The following is a 19,190-nucleotide window of genomic DNA, read 5'->3' on the forward strand; positions in this document are numbered from 1 at the left end:
ATGAACGATAGATTAAAAACTATTGTAGATTTAGAAAATTATCCAATTCATGATCTGTCTTCCAGCAAGATACAAGCAATAATTAAAAAATGTAAAGAAGATTTAGAACAGTTTAGCTGCTCTACTATTCCAAATTTTATTTTACCAAAGTCAATTGAGACTATGAATTTTGAATTGGAAAAAAAAATTGATAAAGTTTTTATGTCTAAAAAAAGTATTAATCCATATCTTAACTCCAAGGATGATCCTTCTTTATCTCCAAACCATCCTAAAAGAACTTTTTTAGAGAGAGATAATGGATATTTAAACTCAGATCTTTTTGACAACGGCTCTGAAATGAAATTTTTATACGAGCAGGAAGAGCTTTTAAAATTTGTATCCGCTTGTCTAGGGATCTCACCAATATACAGATGGGCAGACCCATTGGCTTGTCACGCTTACAATGTAATGAGGTCGGAAGGAATTCTTCCTTGGCATTTTGATAGCTGTGAATTTACACTCAGTATAATGATACAAAAACCTGACGAGGGTGGAATTTTTGAATATTGTCCATTTATTAGAGAGCCAGGAAATGAAAATTTTGATGAAGTTAAAAAAGTACTAGATGGTGACAGAACAAAGGTTCGGCAATTAAAATTAGAACCTGGAGATTTACAAATATTTAAGGGTAGATTTACACTGCATAGAGTTACAAAAGTAAAAGGAGAAAAACCAAGATATCTTTGTATACCAGCTTATGTATTGGATCCTTGGAGAGTTAATACTCCTGAACATTCAGAAGCTATTTATGGAAAAGTTCTACCAATTCATATAGAAAGAAATCAAGCTAGATCTGATGGTTTAGCTGATTGATATGGCAAGTAATATTAAAATAAAAAAAATAACTAATGAAATTGCATCAATTATTATTGATGAACAAAAAACTTATAATTCTTTATCGTTTAAAAATTTAACTGATTTACTTAAAGTTTTTAAAAAACTTGATGCTGACAAACAATTAAAAGTTATTATTTTAGAAGGTGCCGGTAAAGGCTTTAGTGCAGGACACAATTTAAAAGAAGTTAGAGGATTAAAAAAAAGAGACAAATATCAAAAATTATTTAATCTTTGTTCAAAAGTAATGCTCCAAATTGTCGAGGGAAGAAAGCCAGTAATTGCAAAGATTCATGGAGCAGCTTTTGCTGCTGGATGTCAATTAGTTGCAAGTTGCGATTTAGCTTACAGCGCCAATGATGCTTTGTTTGCTACTCCTGGTGTTAATATAGGGTTATTTTGTAGTACTCCTATGGTTGCTGTTAGTAGAAAAATTAATAGAAAACCAATGATGAAGATGTTGTTAACTGGAGAACCTATTAAAGCAAATTATGCAAAAGAAATTGGACTAATTAACGATTGTTATTTAAAATCAAAATTAGATAATGAGGTACTGAAAGTTGCAAAAACCATTGCCTCAAAATCAAATTTAACAATTAAAATTGGTAAACAAGCCTTTTATAAACAATTGGAAATGCCATTAAAAAAAGCATATGCATATACGAGTAAAATGATGACTGTGAATATGATGGCAATGGATGCTCAAGAAGGAATATCTGCTTTTTTGGAGAAACGAAAACCAAAATGGAAAAATAAATAATGAAAAACAAAAAAAATATTTTAATTATTATTTTTATTATTTCAGGAATGTATTTTGCTTTAAGTTTTAAAGATCACAATCTCAAAAGAGCTGTAGATGCATGTCTTGCTGGAAGTCAAAAATTATCAGAGTCAAAGATTACAGATTTAAAGGAAGCCCGAAAATTTTGTGAAGATCAGATAAAAAAAAATAAATAATTTATGTCTGAGATCAAGGATATTCTCTCAAAATACAAAACTATTGCAATGATAGGAGTGAGTAAAGATCCTGGCAAACCATCAACTATAGTTATGAAATATATGCAAAAATATGGATACAAAGTTATTCCAGTTAACCCAAGAGCTAAAGGTGAAAAAATCTTAGGCGAGGAAGTCTTTGAAAAAATAATAGATATAAAAGAACCAGTTGATATAGTTGATGTTTTTAGACCTTCCAAAGAAGTATTTCCCATTGCAGAAGATGCAGTAAAGATTGGAGCAAAAGTTTTGTGGTTACAGCTAGGTATTAAAGATGAGAATGCAAAAGAGTTAGTTGAAAAAAATGATATTGAATATATAGAAAATAAATGTACTAAAATGGAATACCAAAAACATTTTTTAAAAATTAGACAAGCATTCCCTGTTTTAAACAATTAAATGAATATAGTAAATTTTACACCTGTTACAGCAACTCTTGGGGGCATACTTATTGGTTTTGCAGTTGTGGTGTTTTTTTTATTTAATGGTCGATTAATAGGAATAAGTGGAATAGCTGCCAATGCTCTAACTAATAAAGATAATAAATTTGATAACATATTGTTTTTATTAGGTTTGGTGATCGGACCAATTCTTTATAGTTTGTTTGCTAATAACGAAATTAAAATCACAATCTCAAACTCTTTCATTTTGTTAATAATTGCAGGTCTTTTAGTTGGAATTGGAACTAGAATAAGTGGTGGCTGCACAAGTGGTCATGGCATTAGTGGTTGTGGAAGATTTTCACTTAGATCAATTGTTGCAACTGTAACTTTTATGATTGTTGGAATCTTAACAGTACTAGTAAAAAGTTTTATATGAATAAATTAGTTTCATTAATTTCAGGAATTGTTTTTGGTATTGGGCTAGTTATTTCAGAAATGATTAATCCTGAAAAAGTTTTAGGTTTTTTGGATTTGTTTGGAAACTGGGATCCTTCTTTAGCTTTTGTTATGATTGGTGCTTTAATAGTATCCTCACCACTATTTCATATAATCAAAAAAAAAGAAAAACCAATATTTGCTGAAAATTTTAACTATTCAAAAAACAAAAGTATTAATAATAAACTTATTTTAGGATCAGCAATATTTGGAACTGGTTGGGGATTAATCGGATTATGTCCCGGACCAGCAATATCATCAATTGCACTCTTAGATATTCACTCAATAACATTTGTTATAGCAATGTTTGTAGGTTTTTATTTAGTAAAGTTAATTAACTTTGATAATTAAAATTCATGAGTAAAAAAATATTTTTAGTTTATGGGCACTATAATGATAAATCTTTTAATGCCGCAATAAGAGATACCTTTATAAAAACAGCTGAAGAAAAAGGGAACAAAGTTGATGCTGTTGATTTGTATAAAGAAAAATTTGATCCAGTTTTTGCAGGTGAAGAACCTGGTGAAGATGTTTTAAACCATCGTCAAAGAATTGAAGAGTGCGATACAATTGTTTTAATTGCACCAATTTGGAATTTTAGGATGCCAGCAATAGTTGAAGGTTGGATAGATAAAGTATTAGCACCACCTTGGGCGTTTAGATTTAAACAGTTGTGGGGTAACTATGGTTATCCGATTGGAAATTTGAGACAAAAAAAAGCAATTATTTTTTGCACTTATGGATCTCCAAGATTAGCAATTACGACCTTTTTTTTAAACCTTCCTATAAGAAGACTAAAAAGAGGAGTATTTCATATGTGTGGCATATATAACATTGTTTATAGAAGATATTTTGCAGTACCATTTGTTAGTGATGCAAAAAGACAAGAATTTTTAGATGATGTTAAAAAGACTGCCATTAATATTTAAGGTTTTAGTTCTACTCTTAATCACAATTTCAATATCCAAAGCAGAAATATTAAAGCCAAGTAGCGATATTAATCCTAAAGAAGTGGTTAAAATTCAGCTAACAGGCCTTCAGAAAAATGACCTTAATTTTAAAGATAGTGGCATAGAGCAAACATGGAATTTTGCCCACCCAAACAACAAAAAGGTTACTGGTCCCCTAGGTAATTTTAAAAGGATGTTGAAGGGCAACTCCTATGAGATGATGATTAATCATTTAAGTCACACAATTACCCAGCTTGGAAGTAGCGAAAATTGGGCTCAATTTGAGGTAGTTATTTTAGATAAAAATAAAATCTATCATAAGTTCAATTGGCAGGTTGAAAAGTATACTGAAGAGGGTGAACTTAAAGACTGTTGGTTGACGAGCATGGTCTCAAATCCGATCCCACTAGGCAGTTCAATTTAATTATCCACAGATACAATTTTGTTTCGTTATTTCAAAAAATTTAGTAGGAATCGCGAATGAAAACAAAAACTAAAGTTGTAGTAGTTGGCGGTGGAGTAGTAGGTGTTAGTGCTCTTTACCATTTAGCAAAAAAAGGTTGGTCAGATGTTGTTCTTGTTGAAAGAAAAGAATTAACATCAGGATCTACTTGGCATGCAGCAGGATTATTACCTTTATTTAATATGAGTTATTCAGTTGGACAACTTCATAAATATGCAGTTGATCTTTATAAAAAATTAGAAGAAGAAACTGGAAAAAATGTTGGCTTTAGTGTTGTATCAAATATTCGTTTAGCAAGTACTAAAGATAGAATGGATGAGTATCATCAGTATGCTGGTGTAGCTCAAACTATTGGCGTCGATGTAAAATTTTTAACACCAGATCAAGTAAAAGAAATTTGGCCTTTGTGTCATACAGATGATTTAGTTGGTGCGATCCAACACCCTGAGGATGGATATATTCAGCCTGCTGATTTAACTCAAGCAATGGCAACTGGTGCAAGAAATATGGGAGCCGAAATTTATAGAAATACAAGTGTACTTTCAATGAAACAAACTAAAGATGGTTGGGTTGTTGAAACTGACAAAGGTTCTATAGAGTGCGAGCATATTATTTCTTGTTCAGGAAACTTTGCAAGACAAACTGGTAAAATGGTTGGCTTAGATATTCCTGTTATTCCAGTTGAACATCAATACATTGTAACCGAACCACATCCTGAAATTCAAAAAAGAAAAAAAGATGGTTTACCAGAAATGGGAGTTTTAAGGGATAGCGATAACAGATGGTACATGAGAGAAGAAGCAGGTGGATTAATTTTAGGTCCATACGAAGATGGTGCACCAGCTTGTTATGTTAATGGTCCCTCAAAAGATTCAGAGTATGAATTGTTTCAAGAAGATTTAGATAGATTAGCACCACACATTGAGGGTGCAATACACCGTGTTCCTGCGTTTGGAGAAGTTGGTGTTAAAAAAGTTTATAACGGTGCAATATGTTATACGCCAGATGGCAATCCAATTGTTGGACCTGCGTGGGGATTAAAAAACTTTTGGATTAACGAAGGACATAGTTTTGGAATTACTGCAGCGGGTGGAGCAGGATGGCAATTAGCTGAATGGATTGTTGATGGTGAGCCAACTATTGATATGCTTGGTGTTGAGCCTAGACGTTATGGAGATTATGCAACTAAGTCTTATTTAAAAGCTAAAAATGAAGAAGCGTATAGTCATGTATTTATTACCCACTATCCTGATGAAGAAAGACCTGCTGCAAGACCTTTAAGAACATCTCCTTGTTATGAAAGAATGAAAGATTTAGGTGCAGTTTTTGGACAAAAATTTGGTTGGGAAAGACCCAATTTTTTTGCAACAGATGGTATGGAGCAAAAAGATGACTGGTCGTTTAGAAGATCTAAGTGGTTTGAGGCCATTAAAAAAGAATGTCAAAATGTAAAAGACAATGTTGGTCTTTTAGATATGACCGCATTTGCAAAATGTAGAATTAAAGGTCCAAAAGCTGAGGAATTTTTAGATCATTTAGTAGCAAATAAACTGCCAAAAAAAATTGGAAGAATTGGTTTGTGTCATGCTCTTAATACCAAGGGTGGGGTTCATTCAGAATTTACAATTATGAGAGAATCTGAAAATAGTTTCTATTTAGTATCTGCTGGAGCAAACTTAAGATTAGATCATGATTGGATTAAAAAATGGATGCCAGATGAAGGTGTTACCTTTGAAGATCTAACTAACAGCACGGGTGTACTGGTTGTAGCGGGTCCTAAATCAAGAGAGTTGTTGCAAAAAGTATCTACTGATGATTTTTCAAATGAGAATTTTAAATGGTTAACAGCACAAAATGTTGATGTTGGATATGCTCCTGTTAATGCTATGAGAGTAAATTTTGTTGGTGAACTAGGTTGGGAACTTCATCATCCAATCGAATATCAAAATCATATTTTTGATAAGTTAATGAAAGCTGGTAAGGATTTAGGTATTAAACCTTTTGGTATAAGAGCAATGAACAGCTTAAGATTAGAAAAATCATACAAACTAGTTGGTACTGAGCTTTCAATTGAATATTCACCTTACGAGTCTGGGTTAGATAGATTTGTTCACCCTAACAAAGGTAGTTTCATAGGACTAGAGGCTCTTAACAAATGGAGAGAAAAAGGTTTTGATAATAAACTTATTACTCTTGAAATTCACAATACTAAAGACGCAGATGTTTTGGGAAATAACCCAATTTACAAAGATAACAAAGTTGTTGGAAGAGCAACTGGTGGCGAATTTGGTTTTAGATTAGATAAATCAATTGCTCTTGCCATGGTGAAGCCAGAGCATGCTAAGGTAGGCGACAAATTACAAGTTGATATCCTAGGTGAAATGTATGAGGCTACTGTTTTAGAAGAGAGTCCGTACGATTCTGAAAATAATTTATTGAGAGCTTAATGAAAATTTTAGTAGCCGTTAAAAGAGTTATTGATTACAATGTTCAAATAAGAGTTAAAGAAGATGGCACAGGTGTTGTTACTGAAAATGTTAAGATGTCAACAAATCCACCAGATGACAATGCAATCGAAGAGGCAGTAAAGATTAAAGAAAGTGGAAAAGCAACAGAAGTAATTGCTGTAACTGTTGGTGAAGAAAAAGCTCAGGAAACTGTCAGAAAAGCTTTAGCGGTTGGAGCTGATAGAGGAATTCATGTCAAAGCAGAAGGCATAATAGAACCCATTGCTGTTTCAAAAATTTTACAAAAAATTGTTGAGAAAGAAAAACCAGATTTAGTCTTTATGGGTAAACAAGCAATTGATGATGATTGCAATCAAACAGGACAAATGTTGAGTGCATTATTAAATTGGCCTCAAGCAACTTTTGCTTCAAAAATTGAAGTTAAAGATGGAAAATTAGAAGTTATTAGAGAAATTGATGAGGGTTTAGAAACTATCGAAATCAATACTCCAGCCATCGTAACCTGTGACTTAAGATTAAACGAACCAAGATATGCTTCATTGCCAAATATAATGAAAGCAAAGAAAAAACCAATTGAACAAATGAATGCATCAGATTTAGGAGTTGATACCGCACCTAAAATACAACAGATAAAAGTCGAAGAACCACCTAAGCGTAAAGCTGGAATTAAGGTTTCAAGTGTTGCTGAATTAGTTCAAAAATTAAAAAATGAGGCAAAAGTAATATAATGTCAGTATTATTAATAGCAGAGCACAACAATAAAGAGCTTAAATCTTTTACTTTAAATGCTGTTACAGCAGCATCTCAAATTGATACCGATGTTCACGCATTAGTTATTGGAAATAATTGTAGTGATGCTGCTAAAGCTGCCTCAGAACTACCCTTGGTTAAAAAAGTAATTACAGTTGAAGCTGCTCATTATGAAAATTTTTTAGCAGAAAATTTTGCTCCGGTTGTTACAAAACTTGCAGATAATTATTCTCATATAGTTTGTTCAGCAAATACATTTGGTAAAAATTTAATGCCAAGAATAGCTGCTAAATTAGATACATCACAAGTTAGTGATATTATCAAAGTAGAGTCTGTGGATACTTTTGTTAGACCCATTTATGCAGGAAATGCTTTTGCAACTGTTAAAAGTTCTGATGCAAAAAAATGTATTACTATTAGACCAACTTCTTTTGATCCATGTGAAAGCTCGGGGGGATCAGCACCAATTGAAACTGCTGAAGCAGGAGAAGAGTTTTCGTTAACAAAATTTATTAAAAGAGAAGAAATAAAATCAGATAGACCTGAACTTGGTACAGCAAGAATAGTAGTATCAGGTGGAAGGGGGATGCAAAGTGGAGATAACTTTAAATTAATTACTTCTATTGCAGATAAATTAAATGCAGCAATAGGTGCTTCTAGAGCAGCAGTGGATGCTGGTTATATCAGTAATGATCATCAAGTTGGTCAAACAGGCAAAGTAGTTGTTCCAGATCTTTATATCGCTGTCGGGATTTCAGGAGCTATCCAGCATTTAGCAGGAATGAAAGAAAGCAAAGTAATTGTTGCAATTAATAAAGATGGAGAAGCTCCCATTTTTAGTGTTGCAGATTATGGTTTAGAAGCAGATCTATTTGAAGCTTTGCCACAGTTCCTGGAAGAACTGAACAAATTAAACACTATACAAAAATAATTCTTAAAGATAAAAATATCATATGGCTAGAAGTCGATGGAATATGATGTTGTAATTATTGGAGGAGGTCCCTCTGGATTATCTACAGCAATTAAACTCAAACAACTTGATCCAAATTTAAACGTTTGCTTATTAGAAAAAGCATCAGAGATTGGTGCGCATATCTTAAGTGGTAATGTTTTTGAAACACGAGCATTGGATGAACTCTTACCAAATTGGAAAGAACTTAATTCACCGATTAAAACTAAAGTTTCAAAAGAAAAATTTTTATTTTTAGGTAAAACAAAATCATTAAGTTGGCCAACCTGGTTGCTTCCTAAGGTTCAACAAAATCATAACAATTATATCATTAGTTTAGCAAATTTATGCAGATGGCTTGCAGAACAAGCAGAGACCTTAGGCGTTGAAATATTTCCAGGATTTCCAGCGAGTGAAATTTTATATAACGAAGATGGATCTGTTAAGGGTGTTGCGACCCAAGATATGGGTATTGATAAAGAAGGAAATCAAAAAGATAGTTTTGAGCCTGGTATAGAATTATTAGGAAAAGTAACTGTATTTGCAGAAGGTTGTAGAGGTCACTTAGGAAAACAATTAATTGAAAAATTTAATCTCTCAAAAGATAAAAATCCCCAACAGTATGGAATTGGGTTTAAAGAAATTTGGGAAATAGAAGATAAAAATCATGAAGAAGGAATGGTAATGCATACTGCGGGATGGCCATTAGACAATAATACTTATGGAGGTAGCTTCATATATCACGCTGAAAATAAGCAAGTATTTTTAGGATATGTTATTGGCTTAGACTATAAAAACCCATATCTTTCCCCATACGATGAGTTTCAACGATTTAAAACTCACCCAGCAATTAAAAAAATAGTTGAAGGAGGAAAAAGGATTTCTTATGGGGCGCGTGCATTAATTGAAGGAGGTCTTCAAAGTTTGCCTCAAATGTTTATGCCGGGTGCATTACTGATTGGTTGCGATGCTGGAACATTGAATATGCCTAAAATCAAAGGCTCTCACACAGCAATGAAAAGCGGTATGATTGCTGCTGAAACAATATTTGAAAATATTAAAGAAAATAAAAACTTATCAATTTATGAGGAAAAATTTAAAAAAAGCTGGGTTTATGCAGAACTTCATGCGGCTCGTAATGTAAAACCAAGTTTTAGTTGGGGTTTAATACTTGGAATAATTTTTACAGGAATTGATCAAATTTTATTTAAAGGAAAGCTGCCTTTTACTCTAAAACACAAACATGCTGATCATGAAACTTTAAAACCAGCAAATCAGATGCCTAAAATAGATTATCCAAAATATGATAATGTCATTACCTTTGATAAAACAAGTTCAGTTTATCTAACTGGTACAAATCATGCTGAAAATCAACCAGTTCATTTAAAACTTAAAGATCCTAATTTGCCAATTAGTTACACTTTAGAAAAATTTGATGAACCTGCGCAAAGATATTGTCCAGCAGGAGTTTATGAGGTTCAAAAAGAAAATGATCAAAATAAATTTGTGATTAATTCTCAAAATTGTATTCACTGTAAAACTTGTGATATTAAAGAACCTTCGCAAAATATTACTTGGGTGACACCAGAAGGTAGTGGTGGGCCTAAATATGGAAATATGTAAATTAAGATAAATCTATTGCAAACTTTTTTAATGTTTCAATAGGTACGTGCTTAAGAGTATTTTTATGAGTTCTTTTCAAAAATACTGGGCAACCTTTACCAGCTTCAACTGCTTTAGCGTACCAGCTAGCACAAACACACCATCCATCACCATCTTTTAAACCAGGAAATCCAAACTCAGGGTGAGGTGTTATCAAATCATTACCTGAAACTTTTAACCATTCTAAAAATTCAGTTGTAACTTTTGCACAAACAGTGTGAATACCATGATCATTTTCATCTGTATTGCAACAACCATCCCGATACCAGCCTGTTAAAGGATTATTAGAGCACTCTTCTAGATCCTCACCAAGAACATTTTTTTGTTTATCACTCATTTAAATTTTTGTTGGATTGGGCTGACCTTTGTAAACTTCTTCTGGATTAAAAGATTTTTCTTTTTCCTCAAACTTCATCTTTATTTCTCGACCATTATCTATTGGCCCCATCGGAATAGATCTATAAAAACATGATCTATATCCTACATGACAACTTGAGCCATCCCCAATATCAACTGTCATCCAAACAGAATCTTGATCATCATCAATTCTCAGCTCAGTTACCTTTTGAGTAAACCCACTTGTTTTTCCTTTATGCCAAATAGCTTTTCTTGATCTACTAAAATAATGAGCTTCTTTTGTCTCGATTGTTTTTTTTAAAGCCTCAACATTCATATATCCGTGCATTAAAACGTCCCTTGTTTTAGAACACATAGTAATTACAGGAATTAGACCATCATTATCAAATTTAGGGGATAGAAGATTTCCCTCTTCAATTTCTAGGACATTTTCTCTTTTTTTGAACATATGCATTGATTATTTAGCACATATCTCGATATATTAAATATTTTAAAATTAAGTAATTACTGTATAAAAAGGCGCTATGAAATTAGTAAAAGATACTGACAACAAAAATTTAGAAACTAATAAAGTTTCAGATAAAGAAGCAGAAGAAGCTTTTAAAACCATATTAGCTTGGATGGGTGAAGATCCAAATCGTGAGGGTTTATTGGAAACACCAAAAAGAGTAGTTAAAGCTTATAAAGAATATTTTGCTGGTTACAAAGAAGATCCAAACAAAATTTTAGACAAAACATTTGGGGATGTTGATGGATATGACGATATGGTTGTTCAAAAAAATATCTCTGTTCAAAGTCATTGTGAACATCATATGGCACCAATCATTGGTAAGGCTCATGTTGCATACATTCCAAAAGAAAGAGTTGTTGGCTTAAGCAAGCTTGCAAGAGTAGTTGAAGTTTTTTCAAAAAGACTTCAAACTCAAGAAAGATTGACAATGCAAATTGCAAAAACATTAATGCAATCTTTGGATGCTAAGGGAGTTGCAGTAACAATAGACTCAACTCACCAATGTATGACCATGAGAGGTATTAAAAAGGAACAAGCATCAACTGTAACAAATTATTATTTGGGTCAATTTAAAGATGATCTAAGTTATCAAAATAGATATTTAAGATTTATCAGCATAGCAAAAGATTAAAGTGTCAGATCAATTTAAAGCATTAATCATCAATCAAGAGGGTGAAAGCTTTACAAGAGAAGTTAAATCAATTGATAAAAGTTTTTTAAAACATGGCGATGTAACTGTTAAAGTTGATTATTCATGTTTAAATTATAAAGATGCATTAATTTTAAATAATGGCGCAAAATTAGTTAAAGATTTTCCTCATATACCAGGTATTGATTTTTCAGGAACAGTTGTTGAAAGTACAAATGATAAATTTAAAAAAGACGACGAAGTAATCTTAACAGGTTGGAGAGTTGGAGAGATTTATTATGGTGGTTTTTCACAATATGCAAAAGTAAGCGGAGATTTTTTGGTTAAAAAACCAAAAAACCTATCTTCAAAACAATCAATGATTATGGGCACGGCAGGTTTGACTGCATTACTTTGTTGTTTTGCAATTAAAGCAAGAGAAGAATTGTTATTAGGTGAAAAAGTAAAAGATGTATTAGTTACTGGTGCCTCTGGGGGTGTTGGAAGTATTGCTGTAATGATTTTATCAAAATTTGGTTATGATGTGACAGCGGTAACAGGAAAAAAATCAAACGAGGATTATTTAAAATCAATAGGTGCAAAAACAGTTGTAAATAAAGACGATTTTGACAAAGATCCAAGACCACTAGACAAAGGTTTGTGGGATGGAGTAGTGGATACAGTGGGTGGAAAAATTTTAGCTAATACATTAGCTCAAACTAGAGACAACGGAATTGTTGCTGCATGTGGAAATGCATCTGATTACAAATTAAATACAACAGTAATGCCATTTATAATTCGTGGAGTTAAATTATGGGGCATAAATTCGGTCACAGCATCAATTAAAAGAAGAGAATTTGTTTGGAATGAAGTTTCAAATGTAATTGATTTTGATAAACTTGAAGAGTCTATTAAAACAATTGGCCTGAATGAGTTAACAGATATTTACTCTAAAATGCTAAAAGGAGAAACATCAGGTAGATATTTGATTGATGTAAATAAATAATGGATTGGGACAAATTAAAAATTTTTCATGCTGTAGCTGAAGCAGGAAGTTTTACCAATGCGACTGTAAACCTTAATCTGAGTCAATCAGCAATAAGCAGACAAATTCAGTCACTTGAACAAGATTTAAAAGTTCAATTGTTTGAAAGACATGCAAGGGGATTAACTCTTACTGAAAATGGCGAATATGTATTTAAGACAGCCCACGAAGTAATCAGCAAATTAAAAGAAGTTGAAACATCTTTAGGTGATCAGAAAAATAAGCCAACTGGAAAACTAACAATTACAACAGTAAGAAGTTTTGGAACACACTGGTTAACACCTAGAATTCAAGAGTTTATGAGGTTAAACCCTGAAATAGAAATTGAACTAGTATTTGACGATAAAGAATTAGATTTAAGTACACGTCAGGCAGATATTGGTATTTTTATGAGAAGACCAAAACAATTGAATTACATTCAAAAAAAATTAGTTGATATTAAATATTATATTTATGGATCTAATAAATATCTAGAAAAATTTGGAATGCCAAAAACTATTGCTGACTTAAATAAACATAATTTTATTTCATTTGGAAAAGGAGCACCTTCGCCTGTTTATAACCCTGATTGGGCATTAAAACTTGGAATGCATGATGGAAAAAAAAGAAAAACAGTTATGAAAGTAAATAGTGTTATGGGTTTACTTTTGGCTGTAGAGTCTGGAGTAGGATTAGCTGCTTTACCAGAGTATTTGGTTTTCAACTCAACTAATGTGATTAAAGTGCTGCCTAAATCTGAAGGACCAATTACAGAGGCTCACTTTGTATATCCTCAATCATTAAAAAATACTGCTAGAGTTCAGGCATTTAGAAATTTCTTATTTAGTAAAATAGGTGACTGGAAATAAAATAGTTCCTAAAAAATATCTCTTAAATTCCTAATATTTATTTCTTTACAAGTGCGTCAATATATGCGATTGATAATCATTCGCATTGAGAATAGTTCTCAACTAAAAAAAATTAAGGGTAAAGAAAAGGATAAAATGAAAAAAATAAGTTTATTAGCATTAACTTTAGTTTTCTTTACCAATTTAGGTATTGCAGCCGAAGTCAATGTATTTAGCGCAAGACATTACGACTCTGATATCCAACTTTACAAAAAATTTACTGCAAAAACAGGCATTAAAGTAAATGTTGTATCAGGAAAAGATAAAGCTCTTCAAAAAAGAATTACTGAAGAGGGGACAGACTCTAAAGCTGACATTTACATTACTGCAGACGCTGGAAGATTGGGCGCGTTTGATGCAAAAGGAATGTTTCAAAATTCAATGACGCCAGCAATAAAAGCCTCAGTTCCAAAAAACTTTAGATCAAGAAATTGGACAGGAATAGCTAAAAGAGCAAGAATTATGTATTACTCTCCTAAGAGAGTTAATGCCAACGAATTAAATGGAATGACTTACGAAGGTCTTGCTGATCCAAAATGGAAAGGAAGAGTTGTAATCAGACAATCAAATAACATTTATAACCAATCTTTAGTTGCCTCATTAGTTAAAAATGATGGAGAGAAAAAAACTTGTGAATGGGCAAAAGGTGTTGTTGCTAATATGGCAAGAGACTCTAAAGGAAATGATAGAGCTCAAATTTTAGCAGTAGCTGCTGGAGAAGCGGATTTGGCTGTAGCAAATACTTATTATCTAGCTTTAATGTTGTCTGGTAAAAAAGGAGCTGAGCAGCAAGCAGCAGCTAAAAAAGTTCTACCTTTTTTCCCTAATCAAGGAGACAGAGGAACACATATGAATATTAGTGGTGGAGGAGTTCTTAAAAATTCTCCAAATCCAGATAATGCAAAAAAACTTCTTGAGTTTTTATTAACAAAAGAAGCACAAGAACACATAGTAAATAATACATTTGAATATCCAATGATTGATGGTGTTGAGCCACATGAATTAGTTAAGCAAATGGGTTTAGGGTTTAAACAGGATTTAAATACTAAAGTAGTTAATTACGGAAAAAACCAGGCAAAAGCTTTAGAGTGTATGCTTGCAGCAAAGTGGAAGTGATTAATGATAAAAAAGAATTCATTAAATTTTGATTATAATAAGTCTTCTAGAGCATGTGATCCGTGTTTCTCAGAGTGTAAAAAAATTGAAAAAAAAATGAATAATAGAAAATTAACTGAGATCAAAGGTGATGAAACTGATCAATTCATAAACGTTTTTGATAAAAAAGATTAATTTTCAAAAAGTGAACATAATTTAATAGTCCTTACCCTTCTATTAATTATGTTCACTTAAAATTAAAGGGTAAGTATGGTTTTAAGAAAAATAAATATTTGGTATTTTAGCTCATTTTTGATTTCAATTGCTGTTGCAATACCAATTGTTACAGTATTTTCTAGCTTTTTTGAGAGCACCGGTGAATATTCAAGTATTATTAAAAATACGTTTCTTTATGAATATATCTTTAATTCTTTATCTCTTTTATTAGGTGTTTTGTTTTTAACATTTGTGATTGGAGTATTAGGGGCTTATTTAGTCTCTTTTTATTCTTTTCCAGGATCAAATTTTTTCAAATGGGCTTTGATTTTATCTTTTGCAGTACCCGCATATATCTATGCATATTCATTGACAGCTTTTTTTGAAAATTATGGTACAGCCTTTACAATATTAAAGAATTTATTTGGTGAAGGTGATTACAATTCCTCAATACCAAAATTTGACGGAATGATGGGTGCAATAATCTCAATTTCATTTTCATTGTTTGGTTATGTGTATGTTTTAACAAGAGCATCATTTCACTATCAGTCACAAAATTTAATAGAGCTTGGAAAAAATCTTGGTTTTAGTAAGCAAAAATCATTTATGAAAATAATTTTACCATCAGCACGACCTGCAATTGTAGCTGGATTATCACTTGTTGCTATGGAAACTTTATCTGATTTTGGTTCAGTATCATTTTTTGGAATTTCAACTCTAACAACAGGCATTTATAATGCATGGATTTCATTTGATGATCTTGTGCTAGCAAATCGATTATCTTTTTATCTTTTAATCTTTATCCTTGGATTGTTTATATTGGAAAATTTATCTAGAAAAAAAGCACAATATCATTCACCAAGTAAAGGTGGATTTAAAAAAAAATCTTTAACAAACTTATATGGGTTCAAAGCTTGGCTTGCTTTTTCATTTTGTTTTTCAGTATTCTTTATTAGTTTTTTATTTCCTGTGTGCCAAATGCTTTATTGGACAATTATTTTTCCCAAACATTTAGCAGATTTAAATTTAGTTGAATTATTTTCTAATACGATAATTCTCGTTTTATTATCGAGTATAGTTTTAATTGGATTTGCTTTTATTTCTAATTATGGAAATAGACTTTCTCGAAGTAAATTTTTGGAAATTTTGACTACTTTTTCTATATCTGGTTATGCCATCCCAGGCATTATATTAGCTGTTGCATTTATTACTTTTATTTCATGGTTTGATAATAGTATTATGAATTTGTTTGAAATTAGAAATGTAAAATCTATTTTCATTGGTTCTATTTTAGGCTTGGTTGTTGTTTATTTTATAAGGTTTTTTTCTTTAGCAAGTAATGGATTAAAATCTGGTTATTTAAAGATAAATTATTCTATTGATGAAAGTGCATACCTTTTAGGTTACTCAAAATTTAAAACTTTTAAAAATATTCATATTCCTTATTTAAAAAATACCATCATGTTAATTGGTATACTGATTGCTATTGAAATTATTAAAGAGTTGCCCATAACATTGATAATGAGGCCATTTAATTTTGAAACTTTTGCCACCCAAGCCTACATATATGCTTCCCAAGACTTACTAGAAGCAGCTGCTGCACCTTCATTATTTCTTATTCTTATTGCAAGTTTCTTTATTTTAATTACATCTAGATATATTCTTAAGAATTAATTCTTATATGCCTAAAAATTTTTTAGAAATTGACAACGTTACATTTGCAGCAAGTGCAAAAAGTAAAGTTAACAACGTTTCTTTAACTATAGAAAATGAAGGAGACATTATTTGTCTTTTAGGCCCTTCTGGAATTGGAAAAACAACAATTTTAAGAACTATTGCTGGATTAGAAAAAATTCAATCAGGCAAAATTTCTTTAAAAAATAAAGTAATTTCATCTAAGGATGTTCATGTTGAGCCAGAAAATAGAAATATTTCTTTGGCGTTTCAAGATAATTCACTTTTTCCTCATTACAGTGTTCTTGAAAATATTCAATTTGGTGCTGAAAGAAATAAAAAAAGGAAAAAAGATTTAACTACAAAAGAAGTTATTGAATTTCTACATTTAGACCACGTTAAAGAAAAATTTCCTCATCAAATTAGCTCTGGTGAAGCTCAAAGAGCGGCATTAGCTAGAGCTTTACTTTCTAAACCAGATTTACTTTTATTAGATGAACCATTATCAAATGTTGATCAAAGTTTTAAAGAAGAGATTCAAGTTAAATTAAAACAAGTTTTAACTGACTTAAAAATTACAACGATCATAGTAACACATGATTCTTATGAAGCATTTTATCTTGGAAGCAAATGTGGAATAATTTTAGACAGTCAACTTAAACAATACGATGATCCTTATAATGTTTACCATTTTCCAAATTCTGTAGAAGTTGTTAATTTCTTAAATAGAGGAATTTTAATTCCAGCCAAAGTAACTGGTGAAAATAGTTTAGAAAGTTATGATTTAGGAACTATTAATGGAAATTTTACAAAACGTTATCCAAAAGGGTCAGATGTTCAATTATTATTACAGCCAGAAGATCTTGAACATGATGATAAAAGCAATTTAAAATTAGAAGTGGTGGATAGAAAATTTAGAGGAACTAATTTTATTTATACTTTAAAAACTAATAGTGACTTATTAATACCAGTTTTTGTTCACTCCCATCACATGCATCAACATGAGATTGATGAAAAATTTGGCATTAAAAGACCTATTAATATTGATCATATAGTTTGTTTCTAATACATATCATTTTTTAAATGAGCAATAGATCTAAAATATTTTTTAAGGGTGTGGTAGACGTAAGCCCATTAATGATACCCGTTGTACCATTTGGAATAATATTTGGTGTTTTAGCTATAGATCTTGGTTTATCACCCATAACAACTATGGCTATGTCGATTATTATTTTTGGTGGAGCATCACAAATAATTTTTTTACAACTTTTTTCTGCTGGAGCTTCTTCTTTAGTAATCCTTAGCTCTGTAGGTGCGGTAAATTCAAGACATTTACTATATGGGGCTGTTTTATCAGAACATATGTCAGATTTTAAAATGACTTGGAAAATAATAATTTCTTATTTTTTAGTTGATCAAGCGTTTGCTGTAACAAACTCTTATTTAAAAAAAAGCTCTGATAGAAACAAAGCATTTCATTCATTTGGTGCTGGCGCTACTTGTTGGGTAATTTGGCAAATAACAACAATTATTGGGATATTTCTAGGCTCAATAATACCTGAAGAACTTGGATTAAGTTTTGCTGTTCCTTTAACGTTCTTAGCTCTAATAGTTGATGATCTAAGAAAATTGATAAATGTAATTGTAATTATTATCTCTGGTTTAATAGCAACATTGGGTTATGAAATTATTCCATTCAAAGCTTATGTAGTTGTTTCGGCAACAAGCGGTTTGATAGCAGCAATGATCTTAACAAAATTTAAAGGTTTAAGTAATGGTTGAATGGTCTTTAATTATTTACTGTGGTTTAATCACTTTCTTTTCAAGATATCTAATGATTGCAATACTTAAAAAAGAAATGTTTACAGATAGAGTAAGAGAAGTTTTATCCTATGTTCCCTCTGCAATATTTCCAGCTATTATTTTTCCAGCTATTTTTTTGGACATGACAGGAGGTATTTTAATTGAAAACAACCCAAAAATATTTGCTGCAATTATTGCTATACTAATTGGTCTTTTTAGTAAAAACGTTATAGCAACAATATTTTCTGGATTAATTTCTTATTGGTTTTTAATATTTGTTATATTTAATTAATACCTAATTGAATATTTCTACTAACATTACTATCCATCATATCTGGTTTTGTTAGTTTTAAGTTTGACATAATTTCAATATATTCATCAACGTTCTTAACTTGTAATCTTGGATTAAACTTTTTTTCATTTCCAATTGTACTTACTTTCTCACCATTGTAATCATGACCAGGATAAAGAAGTGTATCTTCTGGTAAGGTTAAAAGTTTATCAAAAATTGAATGATAAGAGTCTTTTGAGTTACCATTTTGAAAATCAGTCCTACCGGTTCCGTTGATTAAAAGCGCGTCACCTGAGAAAAGAAAATTATCTAGCAAAAAACTATAACTTTCTGATGTGTGTCCAGGAGTATAGATAGATTTAATATTTAAATCATCAAGATTGATCATTTCATTATCTTTTACTTTAATTTCAACTGTATCAGCAGGTGTGTGCTCCCCCATAAGTGTCGCACAATTAGTGACTTGTTTTAATTTAGAAGCACCAGTGACATGATCTGCATGAATATGGGTGTCAATGACTTTTACAAGTTTAAGATCTAATTCCTTTAAAAGTTGAATATATTCATTAACATTTTCGATTACAGGATCTATAATTATGGCTTCGCGACCTTTTGCCGAAGCAATTAAATAAGTATAAGTTGAAGTTTTAATGTCAAATACTTGTTTAAAGATCATAAAATATTAATATCAAA

24 protein-coding genes are annotated in these 19,190 nt (G+C 31.3%); 21 read left to right on the forward strand and 3 right to left on the reverse strand.

Annotated elements, in window-relative coordinates; all coding sequences use genetic code 11:
• From ACIJYH_RS01820 to ACIJYH_RS01875, 12 genes are read left to right on the forward strand one after another with little or no spacing between them, the layout of a single operon-like run.
• Window positions 1-852 carry a HalD/BesD family halogenase gene (locus ACIJYH_RS01820; RefSeq protein WP_435163546.1) on the forward strand — a complete coding sequence of 284 codons (852 nt, stop codon included), beginning with the start codon at window positions 1-3 and terminating at the stop codon, window positions 850-852.
• A gap of 1 nt (window position 853) precedes the next feature.
• Complete coding sequence (locus ACIJYH_RS01825) at window positions 854-1,633, forward strand: enoyl-CoA hydratase (RefSeq protein ID WP_435163548.1); 780 nt, start codon at window positions 854-856, stop codon at window positions 1,631-1,633.
• Window positions 1,633-1,830 (forward strand): hypothetical protein, encoded by a 198-nt coding sequence (locus tag ACIJYH_RS01830; RefSeq protein ID WP_435088775.1) that lies wholly within the window; start codon window positions 1,633-1,635, stop codon window positions 1,828-1,830. Before ACIJYH_RS01825 ends, ACIJYH_RS01830 begins: the two co-directional genes overlap by 1 nt.
• A 3-nt stretch (window positions 1,831-1,833) precedes the next feature.
• The gene (locus ACIJYH_RS01835; RefSeq protein ID WP_435097902.1) at window positions 1,834-2,268 is read left to right on the forward strand and encodes a CoA-binding protein; all 435 of its coding nucleotides are present in this window, start codon (window positions 1,834-1,836) and stop codon (window positions 2,266-2,268) included.
• Complete coding sequence (locus tag ACIJYH_RS01840) at window positions 2,269-2,688, forward strand: YeeE/YedE family protein (protein WP_435163550.1); 420 nt, start codon at window positions 2,269-2,271, stop codon at window positions 2,686-2,688.
• Complete coding sequence (locus tag ACIJYH_RS01845; protein ID WP_435088778.1) at window positions 2,685-3,098, forward strand: DUF6691 family protein; 414 nt, start codon at window positions 2,685-2,687, stop codon at window positions 3,096-3,098. The genes ACIJYH_RS01840 and ACIJYH_RS01845 overlap by 4 nt, the downstream gene beginning before the upstream one ends.
• Window positions 3,099-3,103: 5 nt before the next feature.
• Window positions 3,104-3,676, forward strand: a complete 573-nt coding sequence (locus tag ACIJYH_RS01850; RefSeq protein ID WP_435097908.1) for an NAD(P)H-dependent oxidoreductase — start codon at window positions 3,104-3,106, stop codon at window positions 3,674-3,676.
• Window positions 3,645-4,121, forward strand: coding sequence for a hypothetical protein (locus ACIJYH_RS01855; protein ID WP_435088780.1), 477 nt, complete (start codon window positions 3,645-3,647; stop codon window positions 4,119-4,121). The genes ACIJYH_RS01850 and ACIJYH_RS01855 overlap by 32 nt, the downstream gene beginning before the upstream one ends.
• 56 nt (window positions 4,122-4,177) lie before the next feature.
• Window positions 4,178-6,607, forward strand: a complete 2,430-nt coding sequence (locus ACIJYH_RS01860; protein ID WP_435163552.1) for a GcvT family protein — start codon at window positions 4,178-4,180, stop codon at window positions 6,605-6,607.
• Window positions 6,607-7,356, forward strand: coding sequence for an electron transfer flavoprotein subunit beta/FixA family protein (locus ACIJYH_RS01865; RefSeq protein ID WP_435117343.1), 750 nt, complete (start codon window positions 6,607-6,609; stop codon window positions 7,354-7,356). The genes ACIJYH_RS01860 and ACIJYH_RS01865 overlap by 1 nt, the downstream gene beginning before the upstream one ends.
• Window positions 7,356-8,309, forward strand: a complete 954-nt coding sequence (locus tag ACIJYH_RS01870) for an electron transfer flavoprotein subunit alpha/FixB family protein (RefSeq protein WP_435163554.1) — start codon at window positions 7,356-7,358, stop codon at window positions 8,307-8,309. The genes ACIJYH_RS01865 and ACIJYH_RS01870 overlap by 1 nt, the downstream gene beginning before the upstream one ends.
• A 36-nt stretch (window positions 8,310-8,345) precedes the next feature.
• Window positions 8,346-9,950, forward strand: a complete 1,605-nt coding sequence (locus tag ACIJYH_RS01875; protein WP_435163555.1) for an electron transfer flavoprotein-ubiquinone oxidoreductase — start codon at window positions 8,346-8,348, stop codon at window positions 9,948-9,950.
• A 1-nt stretch (window position 9,951) separates the two neighbouring features.
• Here the strand turns inward: ACIJYH_RS01875 and ACIJYH_RS01880 are convergent, their stop codons facing one another.
• A complete protein-coding gene (locus ACIJYH_RS01880) occupies window positions 9,952-10,326 on the reverse strand; it encodes a DUF2237 family protein (protein ID WP_435163557.1) in 375 nt (124 codons plus the stop codon).
• On the reverse strand, window positions 10,327-10,794 hold the full coding sequence (gene hisI / locus ACIJYH_RS01885) for a phosphoribosyl-AMP cyclohydrolase (protein ID WP_435088785.1): 468 nt from the start codon (window positions 10,792-10,794) through the stop codon (window positions 10,327-10,329).
• A gap of 76 nt (window positions 10,795-10,870) precedes the next feature.
• Between hisI and folE the strand changes: the two genes are divergently transcribed.
• From folE to ACIJYH_RS01930, 9 genes are all read left to right on the forward strand, one after another.
• A complete protein-coding gene (gene folE, locus ACIJYH_RS01890) occupies window positions 10,871-11,488 on the forward strand; it encodes a GTP cyclohydrolase I FolE (RefSeq protein WP_435163559.1) in 618 nt (205 codons plus the stop codon).
• A gap of 1 nt (window position 11,489) precedes the next feature.
• The gene (locus ACIJYH_RS01895) at window positions 11,490-12,491 is read left to right on the forward strand and encodes an oxidoreductase (protein ID WP_435163561.1); all 1,002 of its coding nucleotides are present in this window, start codon (window positions 11,490-11,492) and stop codon (window positions 12,489-12,491) included.
• Window positions 12,491-13,378, forward strand: coding sequence for a LysR family transcriptional regulator (locus tag ACIJYH_RS01900; RefSeq protein ID WP_435088788.1), 888 nt, complete (start codon window positions 12,491-12,493; stop codon window positions 13,376-13,378). The genes ACIJYH_RS01895 and ACIJYH_RS01900 overlap by 1 nt, the downstream gene beginning before the upstream one ends.
• A 135-nt stretch (window positions 13,379-13,513) precedes the next feature.
• Entirely contained in the window at window positions 13,514-14,533 is a 1,020-nt protein-coding gene (locus tag ACIJYH_RS01905) for an extracellular solute-binding protein (RefSeq protein ID WP_435163563.1), read from the forward strand.
• A 3-nt stretch (window positions 14,534-14,536) separates the two neighbouring features.
• Window positions 14,537-14,707, forward strand: coding sequence for a hypothetical protein (locus ACIJYH_RS01910; RefSeq protein WP_435163565.1), 171 nt, complete (start codon window positions 14,537-14,539; stop codon window positions 14,705-14,707).
• Between the two features lie 75 nt (window positions 14,708-14,782).
• Window positions 14,783-16,402, forward strand: a complete 1,620-nt coding sequence (locus ACIJYH_RS01915) for an ABC transporter permease (protein ID WP_435163567.1) — start codon at window positions 14,783-14,785, stop codon at window positions 16,400-16,402.
• A 7-nt stretch (window positions 16,403-16,409) separates the two neighbouring features.
• Entirely contained in the window at window positions 16,410-17,468 is a 1,059-nt protein-coding gene (locus ACIJYH_RS01920; protein WP_435163569.1) for an ABC transporter ATP-binding protein, read from the forward strand.
• Between the two features lie 17 nt (window positions 17,469-17,485).
• The gene (locus tag ACIJYH_RS01925; protein WP_435163571.1) at window positions 17,486-18,184 is read left to right on the forward strand and encodes an AzlC family ABC transporter permease; all 699 of its coding nucleotides are present in this window, start codon (window positions 17,486-17,488) and stop codon (window positions 18,182-18,184) included.
• Entirely contained in the window at window positions 18,177-18,497 is a 321-nt protein-coding gene (locus tag ACIJYH_RS01930; RefSeq protein WP_435163573.1) for an AzlD domain-containing protein, read from the forward strand. Before ACIJYH_RS01925 ends, ACIJYH_RS01930 begins: the two co-directional genes overlap by 8 nt.
• Here the strand turns inward: ACIJYH_RS01930 and ACIJYH_RS01935 are convergent.
• A complete protein-coding gene (locus ACIJYH_RS01935; protein WP_435163574.1) occupies window positions 18,490-19,173 on the reverse strand; it encodes an MBL fold metallo-hydrolase in 684 nt (227 codons plus the stop codon). The genes ACIJYH_RS01930 and ACIJYH_RS01935 overlap by 8 nt on opposite strands.
• Window positions 19,174-19,190 lie beyond the last annotated feature (17 nt).

This window comes from Candidatus Pelagibacter bacterium nBUS_25, assembly GCF_051200975.1.
Lineage (GTDB): Bacteria > Pseudomonadota > Alphaproteobacteria > Pelagibacterales > Pelagibacteraceae > Pelagibacter.

Bases quoted from the DNA above. Each gene is read 5' to 3' on its own strand.
- ACIJYH_RS01820 (WP_435163546.1), top strand. From the start codon at position 1: ATGAACGATAGATTAAAAACTATTGTAGATTTAGAAAATTATCCAATT.
- ACIJYH_RS01825 (WP_435163548.1), top strand. From the start codon at position 854: ATGGCAAGTAATATTAAAATAAAAAAAATAACTAATGAAATTGCATCA.
- ACIJYH_RS01830 (WP_435088775.1), top strand. From the start codon at position 1,633: ATGAAAAACAAAAAAAATATTTTAATTATTATTTTTATTATTTCAGGA.
- ACIJYH_RS01835 (WP_435097902.1), top strand. From the start codon at position 1,834: ATGTCTGAGATCAAGGATATTCTCTCAAAATACAAAACTATTGCAATG.
- ACIJYH_RS01840 (WP_435163550.1), top strand. From the start codon at position 2,269: ATGAATATAGTAAATTTTACACCTGTTACAGCAACTCTTGGGGGCATA.
- ACIJYH_RS01845 (WP_435088778.1), top strand. From the start codon at position 2,685: ATGAATAAATTAGTTTCATTAATTTCAGGAATTGTTTTTGGTATTGGG.
- ACIJYH_RS01850 (WP_435097908.1), top strand. From the start codon at position 3,104: ATGAGTAAAAAAATATTTTTAGTTTATGGGCACTATAATGATAAATCT.
- ACIJYH_RS01855 (WP_435088780.1), top strand. From the start codon at position 3,645: ATGATGTTAAAAAGACTGCCATTAATATTTAAGGTTTTAGTTCTACTC.
- ACIJYH_RS01860 (WP_435163552.1), top strand. From the start codon at position 4,178: ATGAAAACAAAAACTAAAGTTGTAGTAGTTGGCGGTGGAGTAGTAGGT.
- ACIJYH_RS01865 (WP_435117343.1), top strand. From the start codon at position 6,607: ATGAAAATTTTAGTAGCCGTTAAAAGAGTTATTGATTACAATGTTCAA.
- ACIJYH_RS01870 (WP_435163554.1), top strand. From the start codon at position 7,356: ATGTCAGTATTATTAATAGCAGAGCACAACAATAAAGAGCTTAAATCT.
- ACIJYH_RS01875 (WP_435163555.1), top strand. From the start codon at position 8,346: ATGGAATATGATGTTGTAATTATTGGAGGAGGTCCCTCTGGATTATCT.
- ACIJYH_RS01880 (WP_435163557.1), bottom strand. From the start codon at position 10,326: ATGAGTGATAAACAAAAAAATGTTCTTGGTGAGGATCTAGAAGAGTGC.
- hisI (WP_435088785.1), bottom strand. From the start codon at position 10,794: ATGTTCAAAAAAAGAGAAAATGTCCTAGAAATTGAAGAGGGAAATCTT.
- folE (WP_435163559.1), top strand. From the start codon at position 10,871: ATGAAATTAGTAAAAGATACTGACAACAAAAATTTAGAAACTAATAAA.
- ACIJYH_RS01900 (WP_435088788.1), top strand. From the start codon at position 12,491: ATGGATTGGGACAAATTAAAAATTTTTCATGCTGTAGCTGAAGCAGGA.
- ACIJYH_RS01905 (WP_435163563.1), top strand. From the start codon at position 13,514: ATGAAAAAAATAAGTTTATTAGCATTAACTTTAGTTTTCTTTACCAAT.
- ACIJYH_RS01910 (WP_435163565.1), top strand. From the start codon at position 14,537: ATGATAAAAAAGAATTCATTAAATTTTGATTATAATAAGTCTTCTAGA.
- ACIJYH_RS01915 (WP_435163567.1), top strand. From the start codon at position 14,783: ATGGTTTTAAGAAAAATAAATATTTGGTATTTTAGCTCATTTTTGATT.
- ACIJYH_RS01920 (WP_435163569.1), top strand. From the start codon at position 16,410: ATGCCTAAAAATTTTTTAGAAATTGACAACGTTACATTTGCAGCAAGT.
- ACIJYH_RS01925 (WP_435163571.1), top strand. From the start codon at position 17,486: ATGAGCAATAGATCTAAAATATTTTTTAAGGGTGTGGTAGACGTAAGC.
- ACIJYH_RS01930 (WP_435163573.1), top strand. From the start codon at position 18,177: ATGGTTGAATGGTCTTTAATTATTTACTGTGGTTTAATCACTTTCTTT.
- ACIJYH_RS01935 (WP_435163574.1), bottom strand. From the start codon at position 19,173: ATGATCTTTAAACAAGTATTTGACATTAAAACTTCAACTTATACTTAT.